The 13,863-nt window shown below is 33.9% G+C and carries 11 protein-coding genes; 6 read left to right on the top strand and 5 right to left on the bottom strand.

Annotated elements, in window-relative coordinates:
* Positions 1–196, top strand: a 196-nt coding sequence (locus tag B6C84_RS11665) for a hypothetical protein (RefSeq protein ID WP_217332122.1), incomplete at its 5' end; no start/stop codon positions are given.
* A 94-nt stretch (positions 197–290) separates the two neighbouring features.
* Here the strand turns inward: B6C84_RS11665 and cydC are convergent.
* From cydC to trxB, 3 genes are read right to left on the bottom strand one after another with little or no spacing between them, the layout of a single operon-like run.
* Complete coding sequence (gene cydC, locus B6C84_RS08850; RefSeq protein ID WP_086354211.1) at positions 291–1,922, bottom strand: heme ABC transporter ATP-binding protein/permease CydC; 1,632 nt, start codon at positions 1,920–1,922, stop codon at positions 291–293.
* The gene (gene cydD, locus B6C84_RS08845; RefSeq protein WP_086354212.1) at positions 1,916–3,655 is read right to left on the bottom strand and encodes a heme ABC transporter permease/ATP-binding protein CydD; all 1,740 of its coding nucleotides are present in this window, start codon (positions 3,653–3,655) and stop codon (positions 1,916–1,918) included. The genes cydC and cydD overlap by 7 nt, the downstream gene beginning before the upstream one ends.
* A gap of 15 nt (positions 3,656–3,670) precedes the next feature.
* Positions 3,671–4,624 (bottom strand): thioredoxin-disulfide reductase, encoded by a 954-nt coding sequence (gene trxB, locus B6C84_RS08840; RefSeq protein WP_086354213.1) that lies wholly within the window; start codon positions 4,622–4,624, stop codon positions 3,671–3,673.
* Positions 4,625–4,982: 358 nt separating this feature from the next.
* On the opposite strand from trxB, the gene B6C84_RS11590 reads away from it, so the two are divergent.
* Complete coding sequence (locus B6C84_RS11590) at positions 4,983–5,120, top strand: hypothetical protein (protein WP_165755155.1); 138 nt, start codon at positions 4,983–4,985, stop codon at positions 5,118–5,120.
* 50 nt (positions 5,121–5,170) lie between these two features.
* Here B6C84_RS11590 and B6C84_RS08835 read toward each other — a convergent pair whose 3' ends face one another.
* A complete protein-coding gene (locus tag B6C84_RS08835; RefSeq protein WP_034902787.1) occupies positions 5,171–5,824 on the bottom strand; it encodes an NAD(P)H-dependent oxidoreductase in 654 nt (217 codons plus the stop codon).
* Between the two features lie 8 nt (positions 5,825–5,832).
* Positions 5,833–7,095 (bottom strand): AmpG family muropeptide MFS transporter, encoded by a 1,263-nt coding sequence (locus B6C84_RS08830; RefSeq protein WP_086354214.1) that lies wholly within the window; start codon positions 7,093–7,095, stop codon positions 5,833–5,835.
* Between the two features lie 274 nt (positions 7,096–7,369).
* Here B6C84_RS08830 and B6C84_RS08825 point away from each other — a divergent pair, with 274 nt between their 5' ends.
* The 4 genes from B6C84_RS08825 to B6C84_RS08810 all read left to right on the top strand — a co-directional run bounded on the left by B6C84_RS08825 (position 7,370) and on the right by B6C84_RS08810 (position 13,565).
* Complete coding sequence (locus tag B6C84_RS08825; protein WP_065613502.1) at positions 7,370–8,359, top strand: 2-hydroxyacid dehydrogenase; 990 nt, start codon at positions 7,370–7,372, stop codon at positions 8,357–8,359.
* Between the two features lie 55 nt (positions 8,360–8,414).
* On the top strand, positions 8,415–9,488 hold the full coding sequence (mltB, locus tag B6C84_RS08820; RefSeq protein ID WP_065613446.1) for a lytic murein transglycosylase B: 1,074 nt from the start codon (positions 8,415–8,417) through the stop codon (positions 9,486–9,488).
* A gap of 755 nt (positions 9,489–10,243) precedes the next feature.
* The gene (locus tag B6C84_RS08815; RefSeq protein WP_086354215.1) at positions 10,244–11,578 is read left to right on the top strand and encodes a hypothetical protein; all 1,335 of its coding nucleotides are present in this window, start codon (positions 10,244–10,246) and stop codon (positions 11,576–11,578) included.
* A gap of 604 nt (positions 11,579–12,182) precedes the next feature.
* Entirely contained in the window at positions 12,183–13,565 is a 1,383-nt protein-coding gene (locus tag B6C84_RS08810; protein WP_086354216.1) for a hypothetical protein, read from the top strand.
* Positions 13,566–13,863 lie beyond the last annotated feature (298 nt).

Here is a 13,863-nt window from a genome sequence, read left to right as displayed (position 1 = left end):
GGAAATTCTAATATTATTAATATGGCTATTTTTAACAAAAGAGCGATATGCCGTGGAGATTAATTCTATAAAGTTAACGATTGATAATCTGGCAAATACAACGCAACAAATTGTACCTATCAATAAATGTATAAATACAATAAGTTGCGTTCTGCCTTTAATAAATAAAGCATCGAATATAGAATTGACTGCATAGCATATCTTTGAAGAACGCACTTTTTAACCTCAAAAATTTACGGAGCTGAATTTTTGAATTCAAAAGGGTTGATAAATGGATGAAATATTAATACTTACAACTCAACTACTCGATCAAACAAGGGACTATCGGTTAATCTATGGGTGACCATTAGTAATGTTTTATTTTTACAGGTTTGTTTAATCAGCTTGATGATCTGCTGTTCGGTTTGTTGGTCAAGACTTTCAGTTGGTTCGTCCATTAGGATCAGTGGTGAATTATGTAATAATGCTCGAGCAATACCGATACGACGAATTTCGCCGCCTGATAGAGCGCGCCCACCTTGTCCTAATGGTAAATTTAAACCTTGATCGTTCGCTAATAATTTTGATAGTTCAACTTGATGTAATACATCGATCAACTGTTGGTCAGATGCCTGTTGATTACCAATTAGCAAATTTTGTTTAAGTGTATCACTAAAAATAGTAATAACCTGAGGTACAACCGCAATGATTTGTCTAAGTGTGGTTTCATCGAGTTGATCAACCGGAATATCATTGATCAAAATTTTGCCGGAATTTGGTTCCCATGTGCGAGTAACTAAATTAAGCAGTGTTGATTTGCCGCAGCCAGTTTTACCTATTAAACCAACATGCTGACCGGAATTAATGGTTAATGAAAAGTGACTTAAAATAGTAAAAGGTTGATGAGGATAACTAAAACTAATGTCATCGAATTGTAGTTTAGCAATAGATAAATCAATAGTTTTGCCTTGTTCAATAAATTTGATATCAGGTGTTTGGTTAAATAAGACTGTTGTGCGTGTTGCGGATGTTAATACCTGCCCTAAAAAGATAAATGCTCCTGGAATGGGCGCTAAAATTTCACTACTAGCCAAGCAAACAAAAACAAATAAGGCAACTAAAGGTGATAATGTGTATTGAGTAATCAACCACAGCACCAATAAAGTTAAAAAACCAGCAATCAATACGACGAGTGCACTTGATAGTGCCATTAATGTTGATTGACGTTGTTGATGAAAAAGCCAGTCTGATTCAAGTTTATCTAGTTTTGTACGGTAACGATGTTGCGCATTAAATAACGTTAGTTCAGCTTGACCTTGTAAATAATTAATTAATAACGCCCGATATTCACTTTGTTGTTTAGCTAATGTTTCTCCTAACTGTTTGCCTGCATGATAAAAAATGACAGGTATAGCGAGTAAGGTAATTGTTAACACGATAGTAATGATTAAGGCAATGGGTAAATTGATATAACTTAGCCCGACAAACAGCAACAAAATTATGACTAATGCTGTAACAATCGGTGAAAATAGTTTTAAATATAGATGATCAAGTGCATCAATATCGACAATAAAACGGTTAAGTAAATCAGCTTTTTGATATTGAGCTAATTGGTTAGCACTGAGTGGTAAAATCTTTCTAAATGCTAACGTTCTTAAATAAGCTAAAATTTTAAAGGTAGTGTTATGATCAACTAAACGCTCTACATAGCGTGATGCTGTTCGGGTAATTGCTGCTGCTCGTACACCAGCTGCAGGTAACATGTAATTAAAGGTATATAAACCGGCAACACTAACAACGGCTGTAGAGGCTAAAAACCATCCCGATAATGAGAGCAAAAAGATACTGGCAAATAGCGTAAGAATAGATAAACCAAGTCCAATAACGATTTGCCAAAAGTAGTGCTTATAAAGTGCAATATAAGGACGTAATAGCGTTAGCATGAACTCTCCTTAATGGCGTTAATTTGTCCTTTTGACAGTTTCCAAACTTGCTCAAAATCATGCATATCATCATGTTGATGAGTTATGGTAATACTGTTAGTGGCAATATCATATGGTGCTAACAATTCTACTGTCTGTTTATCTAAACTTGCGGTTGGTTCATCTAGGATTAGTAATTGGCAAGGTTTTAGCATTGCTCTGGCCAGCGCTACACGTTGGGCTTGTCCTACTGATAATCGAACTGCATCTTCGCCGACCTGTGTCTCCACTCCCTCAGGCAGTTTAGCGATAACATCAGATAATTGTGCTTTGGCTATCACTTCATCAAGCTCATTAGTGGTTGCTGTGGGTTTACCAAGTAGAATATTTTCACGAATCGAACCGTTAATGAGATAAGGATTTTGGCCAATCCAACTGATTTGTTGTTGCCAACTCTTTAAATCTAAATGATTAAATTCAATACCATTAATTTTGAGTGAACCTTGATAAGGCAAAAATCCAAGTAATACTTGCATGAGCGAGCTTTTTCCTTCACCACTAGTGCCAATTAAGGTTAGTTTAAAGGGCGCATGTAATGAAAAGCTAAGTGGCCCAACAATTGGCAGAGCTTCATTGGATAGTACGATCAGATCTTTGGCTTCAATTGTTTTTAAAACTCCAATATCTAGATAATTGTTTGCTTGCAATTGGTTCAAGTTATTTTTTGGCTGAGCGTTATCAACTTGTTGCGGTAAATTTTTATTTAAAAAAGTTTCGATATTATCAGCAGCAGCAATAGCTTCGGCTTTAGCATGATAATAGACTCCGAGATCTCGTAAGGGTTGAAAATACTCAGGTGCTAAAATTAGTGCAAAAAAACCAGCAAATAAAGTAACAGTTCCATTATAGGCGCCAAAATCAAATTCGCCTAAATATGAAAAACCAAAATAGACTGCCACAATAGCAATTGAAATTGAGGTAAAAAACTCTAACACAGCAGAGGATAAAAAGGCCATTTTTAACACTTGCATGGTTTTAACTCGAAAATCTTCAGATGCTTGAGCGATTTCTTCCGTTTGTTGTTCACCTTGATTGAATAAACGAATGGTGTTAAGTCCTTTTAATCGATCTAAGAAATGGCCACTTAAATAAGCTAACGCTTTAAAATGGCGTCGATTAATGTCAGCTGCTCCCATTCCCACTAAAATCATAAAAATAGGGATCAGGGGGGCGGTGCAAAGTAAAATAACGGCCGCAGCCCAGTTGAAAGGGAAGATAGCAATACAAATTAATATTGGTACCATGCTGGCTAAACGCATTTGCGGTAAATAACGGGCAAAAAAGTCATGTAAATTATCGACTTGTTCAATAACTAACGTACTCCATGCTCCGGTAGTGCTTTGATTTAAATAAGCTGGACCAAACAATTCAAACTGATCGATTAATTTTTGTCTAATTTGCTTACGGATCTTTTGCCCTAAAGCAAAGTTAATCTTTTCACGAAGATAAATTAACGATCCTCGAGCCAGTAAAATGATAATTAAAGATAAAAAGTAAGGAATAACCGTCAAAAAAGACTGTTGTTCAATAATTAATCTTTGTAAAATAATCGCCAAAAAAGCTGCTTGAGCAATCATTAAAATACTTAACATAAATCCAGTCAAAACCGAAGCACGTAAATCTGACTTGTGTATTTTGGTGTGTTGTTTTAACCAGTTAAGTAAATAAGTTTGGCGTTGTTTATCTAAAGACATATTATTTAGCTGATTCTATTTTAAATTATCTAAATAATGTTCAGCATCTAACGCTGCCATACATCCCGTTCCAGCCGATGTAATTGCTTGTCGATAAATATGATCCATAACATCACCGGCAGCAAAAATACCCTCAATGCTAGTTTGAGTTGCATTACCTTGAGTGCCTGATTGTACTTTTATATAACCATTATTTAGTTCAAGTTGGCCGTCAAAAATAGCAGTATTAGGTTTGTGACCTATAGCAATAAAAACGCCCATTACATTAATTTCTTCGCTAATATTGGGATCTTGGCTACTACGAATTCTAACACCTGTCACACCCATATTATCACCTAGAATTTCATCAATAATTTGATGAGTATGCAATATAACTTTACCTTCTTGCACTTTTTCAGCTAAACGGTCCATTAATATTTTTTCAGCCCTAAAGCTATCACGACGATGGATCAAATGAACTTCGCTAGCGATATTGGCTAAATAGAGAGTTTCTTCAACAGCTGTATTACCACCACCGACAACAGCAACTTTTTGGTTACGATAGAAAAAACCGTCACAAGTAGCACAAGCTGATACACCTTTACTTTTAAACGCTTCTTCCGATGGTAAACCAAGATATTGTGCTGATGCGCCTGTAGCTATGATTAATGCATCACAACTATATTCGGTATCACTACCAAAAAGTTTGAATGGTTTTTGGCTAAAGTCAACACGATCAATATGATCTAAAATGATTTCTGTATTAAATCGTTCTGCTTGTTGTTGTATTTTTATCATTAATTCTGGTCCGGTAAGTTCTGGATCGCCAGCAGGCCAGTTTTCTATTTCGGTGGTTGTAGTCAGTTGTCCACCTTGTTGTGTACCAGTAATTAATACTGGTGATAAGTTTGCTCGTGCAGCATAAACAGCAGCTGTGTAGCCAGCAGGTCCTGACCCTAGTATCAATAAGCGGGCATGTTTGGTGTTCATGTTATATCCTTCTTTATTCTGATATTCTGGCTAATTTAAATACGGTTAGCGCAATTTATAGTTGATAAGTCTAACATTATCAAGCATTATCGTGCAAAAAAATTGGTTATCATAGCGATAGGTAGCATTGATAATTTGAATCGCTATTGAATTTTTTATTTCTTTATATTTTTATTTTTTTAATTAGGTTTTTCTTTATACGTTTTGTGTTGTTTATATTAATTTTTTAAGTTTTCAATTAGATCTTAAAAATTATTTTTTATTAAATAATAATGAGATTAAATCAGTTTTATTTAAAAGCAAATACTATGATCACATCCTCACAATAAACAGTGAACGCTCTGTTAGCTGAAATAAAATGGGTAAAAACTCCAAATTCCACGCAAAAAATATTAGTGATCCACAAATAGGTAATATTTTATCTGGTATTGAATTTATTTTGCAGTCGTTATCAACTGATGTTGAAATACTGTATACGTTGATGATGAGTTTTTAGGCTTTGATCTTCATGCCGCCAATTGGCGACAGAAGAGATTTTGTTATTGATTATGATAAATAAGTCGTCACATCTTGAAGTGACCAACGAATATGCGGTTGTTGCTCATTAACTCGATAACCAAATGCTAAACAGAGTCCAACGCCAAAAGTTTCACCACTAAACTGTGGAATATGTTTTTCTAAAATCTGGATGACTTTATCATGTTCAAATCCACCAATAGCACAAGAATCAATACCATGATAAGCCGCTGCTGTCATCATATTTGCTGCCGCTAAGTAATCTTGCATTTCTGACCAATGATTTACCGTTAAACCATTTGCTAAGCCAAATTTAGTAAAATTAATAAAATCTTGGCAAGCAATATCAATGGCGGTTTGATCATTTTGATTAGGTAACGTTCTTGCTACCGCTTGACGTAAATAATGACTTTGTGAAGTAAAGTTATTGGCTTTACGGTAAAGTATAATCACATAGTGTGAGCAACTAGTAACTTGCTCTTGGTTATAACAAGCAGCACGTAATTCAGTTTTAATATCTGCATTATCGACAACTACAAAATGCCAAGGCTCCATCCCAAATGATGAAGGAGATAAACGACCAGCCTCTAAAATTGCTTCAAGATCTGTATGATTAATTTTTTTTGATTCATCAAACAGTTTACAAGCATGTCTAAACTCGAATGCTAGAGATAGTTTGTCCATAAAGTCTCCTAAGATTTTAAATTCCATGGTGCTACTTTTAATAATAACACCATACCAGGTATCGCTAACATCGTACATAAACCGAAAAAGCTTGTCCAGCCTAAATAATCAACCATAATTCCTGTTGTCGAATTAATAAGTGTTCGAGGAATAGAGGCAATACTGGTAAATAACGCAAACTGTGTTGCGGTATATAATGGATTAGTGGTCTTAGCAATAAAGGCAACAAAAGCAGCTGAACCAAGGCCAACACCTAATGCTTCAAATCCTATTACTAATGCTAATAAAATTTTTTGATGAGTATTAATCTCATCAAAAGGTCCTTCGATTGATAACCAAGCAAAACCTAAAATAGAGATAACTTGGACAAAGCCAAAACACCATAAAGCGCGATTAATTCCTATTTTTATCATTAATATACCGCCAAATAGAGCTCCTAACACACTTGGCCATAATGATGCATTTTTAGCAATCCAACCCACATCAAAACGGCTGAAGCCCATATTTAGATAAAATGGGGTAGCTAAAGATGTCGCCATGCTGTCCCCTAATTTATATAAAAAGATAAAAGCTAAAATCAATACGGCACTTTTAACACCTTGGCGTGTAATAAATTCACTAAAAGGTTTAATAATAATTTCATCCAAACTATGAGTTTTAGGAATTTGATTAATTGGTTCTTTAACCAGTAATGTCATAATAATCGCTGGTAACATAAATAATGCGGTAATGAGAAAAACACTGTTCCAAGGTAAATAACTTGATAGTATTAATGATAGTGAACCAGGTACCAATCCGGCAATACGATAAGCATTAGTATGAATACTATTACCTAATCCAAGTTCATTATCGAGTAACAATTCACGCCGAAAAGCGTCTAAAGCAATATCTTGGGTTGCTGAAAAGAGTGCGATAATAAAACAGATATTAGCGATTAACCAAATATCTAATGTTGGTGACAAAATACCTAAAATCGCAATCGAAAAAAGTAAAACTAGTTGTGATATAAACATCCAACCTCGACGTCGCCCAAGTTTTAATAGAGAAATATTATCCATAAATGGTGCCCAGAGAAATTTGAAAATATATGGCATCTGGGTTAAAGATAAAATCCCAATAGTTTTTATGTTGATATCTTCGCTAGCTAGCCATGCAGGTAATAGTTGTATTAATAAATAAAAAGGCAATCCTGACGCAAAACCTGTGAAAATGCAGATTAGCATTTTTGTATTAAAAATAGTTTTGAAAATAGAATTTTGCGGGTTATTCATTACATAACATTATTGGTGAGTTTTTAGGGAAGTGCTATCATAGCATAATAATAAAAAAAGTAATTGCTAAAGCCATCATAAAACGTTTTACTATATATGTAGATTTGTTGATGCCCAGTTTTCAAGGCTAAAATAGCCAATTAAATCAAAATAAATCAAAACTCAGCATTCAATGTTGTCAAAATTAGCATGTGACAATGTGTTTCAATCATCATTTAAAATCAAAACAATACATCAATTTATCTTAAAGGGAGTAGCCATTATGAAGAAAACTGTGAAAGTTGCTGTTTTTAGCAGTAAACATTACGACAAAGAACATCTAGAAATCGCAAATAAGCATTTTGGATTTGAAATTGAATATTATGAGCATAAATTAAGTCATAAAACAGTGGTTACTGCTGAAGGATATGATGCTGTATGTGTGTTTGTGAATGATGAAGTGGATAAACGAGTATTACAAAAATTAGCTCATTATGGGATTAAAATATTAGCCTTACGCTGTGCCGGTTTTGATAATGTCGATCTGGCTGAAGCTAAGAAATTAGGCATTACTGTAGTTCGTGTTCCTGCTTATTCGCCAGAGGCAGTGGCCGAACATGCTGTTGCATTAATGATGACATTAAATCGTAGAACACATAAGGCTTATCAACGTACACGTGATGCTAATTTTTCTTTAGAAGGATTGACAGGTTTTAATATGCATAATCGTACGGCTGGGGTTATTGGTACAGGTAAAATTGGTCAAGCTGTTATTCGTATTTTAAAAGGATTTGGCATGAATATTTTAGCTTATGATCCTTATCCTAATGATATTGTCGTTGAATTAGGTGCGCAATATGTTCAATTAGATGAACTCTATACTAAATCCGATGTGATTACTTTACACTGTCCGATGTCACCAGAAAATTATCATCTACTCAATAAAGAGTCATTTAATAAAATGAAAAATGGTGTGATGATTATTAATACTAGTCGTGGTGGTTTATTGGATGCAACCGCAGCCATTGAAGCTTTAAAACAAACTAAAATTGGTGCGTTAGGCATGGATGTGTATGAAAACGAGCGAGATCTTTTTTTCGAAGATAAATCTAACGATGTTATTTTAGATGATGTATTCCGTCGATTATCATCATGCCATAATGTGCTGTTTACTGGTCATCAAGCATTTTTAACCCAAGAAGCATTGTTAAATATTTCCGATACAACATTAAATAATATTGCTCAAATTTCAGAAGGGAAAGAATGTCAAAATATTGTTAAATAACAATAAATAATTTAATATGTCGCCGTTATTTTAATTAATTAAATATGGATGATTTATGCAACGTATCGTTATTTGTCTCATGATGATTTTATGGCTTGCTGCTTGTTCTAGTGGCGGTTCTTCTAAAACACCTATGCAGAAACATCGAGGGCATTCAGATGTAAAAGGTGGTGTTTATTTAGAGAAACAGCATGAACAGCCGAAACCTATTAGTGCACCTTTATCTGTTGATAAAGAAAAGTTCATTACCATGATGGTAAAAAAACATGGTTTTAATCGTCAACAGCTTCGTACAGTTTTAGAGCAGACAAACAAACTTGATTGGGTAATTGGTCTAATGGATAAGCAAGCACCTAAATCAGGCTCTTCAAATGTACCTAATGGCGCATGGATTCGGTATAAAAATAAATTCATTACGCCAAATAATTTGCCTAAAGGTGTCGATTTTTGGAATAAATATGACAAAGATTTACAACGAGCATATAAAGAATATGGTGTGCCACCTGAAATCATTGTTGGTATTATTGGTGTTGAGACAGGTTGGGGCCGAGTAATGGGCAAAACCAAAATAATTGACGCATTATCAACATTAGCATTCCACTACCCAAGACGGTCACAATATTTTGCTAAAGAGTTGGAAGACTTTTTAATTATGTGTCGTGATGAAGGGGTAGATCCCTTTGATTTAAGTGGTTCATTTGCCGGCGCTATGGGATATGGCCAGTTTATGCCATCAGCATTTAGAAATCATGCTGTTGACTTTAATCATGATGGTCATATTGATTTATGGGATCCTGTTGATGCGATTGGTAGTGTGGCAAATTATTTCAAATCACATGGTTGGCAACGCAATAAAAAAGTGGCGGTCATTGCTGATGGACAAGCGCTTTCTCTTGATACAGGTTTTAGTACCAAATATTCAATTGAGCATTTAGCTCAATCAGGATTAAAGCCAAAAAGTTCATTAGAAGGTCATAAAGAAGTTAGTTTGTTACGTTTAGATATGGGCGATAGTTACCAATTTTGGTATGGTTTACCTAATTTTTATGTAATTACTCGTTATAATCATAGTACACATTATGCTATGGCGGTATGGCAATTAGGATTAGCTGTTAAACAAGCCAGATAAAATAACGTTAAATCACAAAACTAAAGGTCGCAAGTTGCGACCTTTTTTATTAATGCAAATAAACTGTGCAAAAAATTGAGGAGAGGGGTTTTTACAACTTTGAAATTAGTTAAATCAAAGCAAATAACTATTCAAGTTGTTGGTAAAAATACAATCAGTTCTCGCAATATTTTCTTTTACTGTTAAAAATAATTTTTTCAAGGCTTATGCTATTAAATTGCCCTGACAATCAAGGACATTAAGGATAGAAAATATCAAAGGCTAGTTTGTTAATATCTAATAAAAACTGGTTAATCAAATAGTGGTTAATTTTCAGTATAACTATATTAATAAAATTTAATGAACGTTAAATAATCCTGGTAAAATTAAACTGTCTTTAATAATCAATCTTAAAAAGATAAAATAGCTTAAGATTATCCTAATTACTTAGAATCAATATCAATTCATTCTGCATCAAAATAGTTGTTTTTACAAAACTTAACAATTTTTAGACAAAAAATTGTTGCGTAGTTTTTCCTAATAATTATACTTCTTCAAATCACATAAAAAGTGATTGGATAGGCTATTATTTAGTCGTTTAAACAGGAAAAGTTTAAATTAAACATAAAGTTACTTGACAGGATTGTCGCGATGCGTTATAATTTTAACACCAAACACCAAACACCAAACCTGTAAAACCAACTTTATTCTTATCGAGTCCGCTTTATTTAGTTTCAGTACTATTTTCTTTATCGCTTCCATTTAGTAGCTATGCTTTGACTGCTAGTACAACAAATTTTATTCATGGTAATGCACCTTATTTAACCTTTGATGGTGGTCAAACTCGCGTTACTGATATGAATAATTTACTTGGTATTAGTTTATCTGATGGTAGAACTTATTCGCCAAATAATAATTCGGCGACTAATCCGATTGTATTGCCGGATATAAATGAGACATTAATTAATGTTAATATGTTAGTACCAACCAATGCGAATTCAATTGCATTAAATACGCTTATTGGAGCACCCTATAATTATTGGAGGGATGATGATGGCGATGGTCAAGGTAGTAATGGTATTGCAGTTACTGGTAATTTAAAGCTTACTATTACCGATAAAAATAATCAAAAAGTATCACGTAATACCGTATTAGATATCTGTAATGCACCTTATAAAGTTGTATTGAGCAGTGATGGCGGTACATTATCTACCCAATATGGTGTACCTAAAAGTAGTGATTTTAGTGGTAGTAGTGCGACTTATTATATTAATCCTAAAGATCGTCCAAAGACCTGTTTTGCTAGGCCAATATTAAAATATGGTTCAAATACTGAGATTAGTGACATAGACTTTCGTGGTCCGGCTTCAATGTGGGATCCAAATAGAGGTTTTATTGTGCAGTCTACAGATCCATCATCTTATGGTTTGAATTTCCCAACAACTGGTGCTAATAATCTATATTTTGATTTAGATATTGGTGGTGTTGGGGCATTGAGATGGGATCCGGTTACTCATGATGGAATAACTGCTACCATGACGCCGAACTCTTCCGGTACCTATGTTCGTGTTACACTAACAGGTCCTGCAGCAAACGAAATTCAATCGGAATCGGATTCTCCCGGTATTATATATAGACCTTCTTTACCTCAGACATTCGAGTTGGTTGGTAGAGATAGTTTAGGTAATGCAATTATTAAATATGGTTTTCAGTTAAAACAATGGTTCGTTAATCGTAGAACTGTTTATCGCAATTATTTTAATACATTATCATGGTGTGACAGTATCGGTTATCGGATGGTACAGGTTAAAGACTTAACTAATGCTATTTGTACTGGCGTATGGAGCGGTAGTCATTGTCAAGGTTCTGTCGCGGCTAAACCACCATCAACTGGTAATAATTACCAACGTAGAATCGGTTCAGGATTTTTTTCCGAGTGGGGGTACATGGATTTTTATTTTAATGCCAGTGTTGATGATTATCGATACAACTATTGGACTAGCGATATTACTTCGGATGGTATCCAGTTTTCAGTTTATTCTAACAATGGTCATGTAAATAGGAATTTTTCTAGCGAGACAACCTTAAGGGGGACGTGTTCTATGCCTTAAGATTGCATTATTAGCTATCATAAATCGATATGAATATTTAATGGTTAACTTTAGGACATAATGCTGAAGATCAAGGAAATCAATTAGAAAAAGATGAACAGTTATTACATTAATAGTGATTTTTATTGTGTATTAGTCATTAGTGTCTATTTTTTTCAAATTACATAATTAAGATGCCTAGAAATATTAGGAAATCATATTAAAAAGCAACAGTCTTTGAGAATGACATCAAAAAAATAATAATATGTTCAATCGGTTAAATCTTATAAAATAAATACTTACTTGATAAGTATATGAACAATTATTTACAAAACTTAACAATTTTTAGACAAAAAATTGTTGCGTAGTTTTTCCTAATAATTATACTTCTTCAAATCACATAAAAAGTGATTAGATAGACTATAATTTAGTCATTTAAATAGGAAAAGTTTAAATTAAACATAAAGTTACTTGACAGGATTGTCGCGATGCGTTATAATTTTAACACCAAACACCAAACACCAAACCTGTAAAACCAACTCTATTTTTAAGTTTATTTTTATCGAGTCCGCTCTATTTAGTTCCAGTACTACTTTTTTTATCGCTTCCATTTAGTAGCTTCGCTTTGACTGCTAGTACAATAAATTTTATTCATGGTAATGCACCTTATTTAACCTTTGATGGTGGTCAAACTCGCGTTACTGATATGAATAATTTACTTGGTATCAGTTTATCTGATGGTAGAACTTATTCGCCAAATAATAATTCGTCGACCAATCCGATTGTATTACCGGATATAAATGAGACATTAATTAATGTTAATATGTTAGTACCAACCAATGCGAATTCAATTGCATTAAATACGCTTATTGGAGCACCCTATAATTATTGGAGGGATGATGATGGCGATGGTCAAGGTAGTAATGGTATTGCAGTTACTGGTAATTTAAAGCTTACTATTACCGATAAAAATAATCAAAAAGTATCACGTAATACCGCATTAGATCTTTGTAATGCACCTTATAAAGTTGTATTGAGCAGTGATGGCGGTACATTATCTACCCGGTATGGTTTACCTAAAAGTAGTGATTTTAGTGGTAGTCGTGCGACTTATTATATTAATCCTAAAGCGCCGCCAAAATTATGCTTTGTTCGTCCTGAATTGAAATTTGGATCGGATAAGGTGATTAGTGGTATAGATTTTGGTGGTCCGGCTTCAATGTGGAATCCGAATAAAGGTTTTATTGTGCAGTCTATGAATCCTTCATCTTACGGTTTGAATTTCCCAACAACTGGTGCTAACAATCTATATTTTTATTTAGATTTGGCAGGTAAAAACTCTTTATCATGGGCGAGTCCTATTTCTCGAGGAGGTATTACTGTTACCATAAAACCTAATTCATCAGGTACCAGTATTCATGTTAAATTGACCGGTCCTTTCGCGAATGAATCTCAATGGAACTCAGATTCACCAGGTCGTATTACTAAACCAACATTACCACAGACATTTGAATTAGCTGGTAAAGATAGTAAAGGTAATGTAGTGGTTAAGTATGGTTTTCAATTAAAAAAATGGTTCGTTAATCGTGGAACTGTTTATCATAACTATTCAAATACATTGTCATGGTGCAATAGTATCGGTTATCGTCTCGTAAAAGTTCAGGATTTAACTAACGCATCTTGTAATGGCAAAGGTTCTGGTTCTCATTGCCAAGGTGCTGCGGGTGTTAAACCATCATCACCTAACAATAATTATCAAAGAAGAATTGGTGGGGGATTGTTTTCGGAGTGGGGCTACATGAATAACTATACGGGAGCTAATTTTGACTCTGACTATCACGACAATAATGCTAAAGGTAAGCAGAATAATTCTAATTCAAGCGTTGGCCACGCCTATTGGACGGGTGATTCTATCGGTAATGATAAATTTGTTGTATCTTCTAGTAGTGGTTATATCAATCGTTTTAGTTTGGATTATGGTCATGATGGCGTGTGCACCTATCCTTAATGGTAAAGATCCTCAGCGTTCTAGAACAGGTATATTTCTATTTAGGGTGATTAAATTTTGAGGAAAGGTGTTTTTAGATATTAAGATTTTTAAAATCTAGAAACACCGAAATATCATGTACCAATAGTAATTTCATTTGTACACTAGCTGCGTATCTTTACAAAAGTTAACAATTTTTAAGCAAAAAAATTGTTGCGTAGTTTTTTCTAATAATTATACTTCTTTAAATCACATAAAAAGTGATTCGATAGACTATAATTTAGTCATTTAAATAGGAAAAATCTAAATTAAACATTAT

Origin of the sequence: Gilliamella apis, from assembly GCF_002142155.1 — a bacterium.
Taxonomy (GTDB): Bacteria; Pseudomonadota; Gammaproteobacteria; order Enterobacterales; family Orbaceae; genus Gilliamella; species Gilliamella apis.
This window is presented reverse-complemented; position numbering and strand designations above follow the sequence as displayed.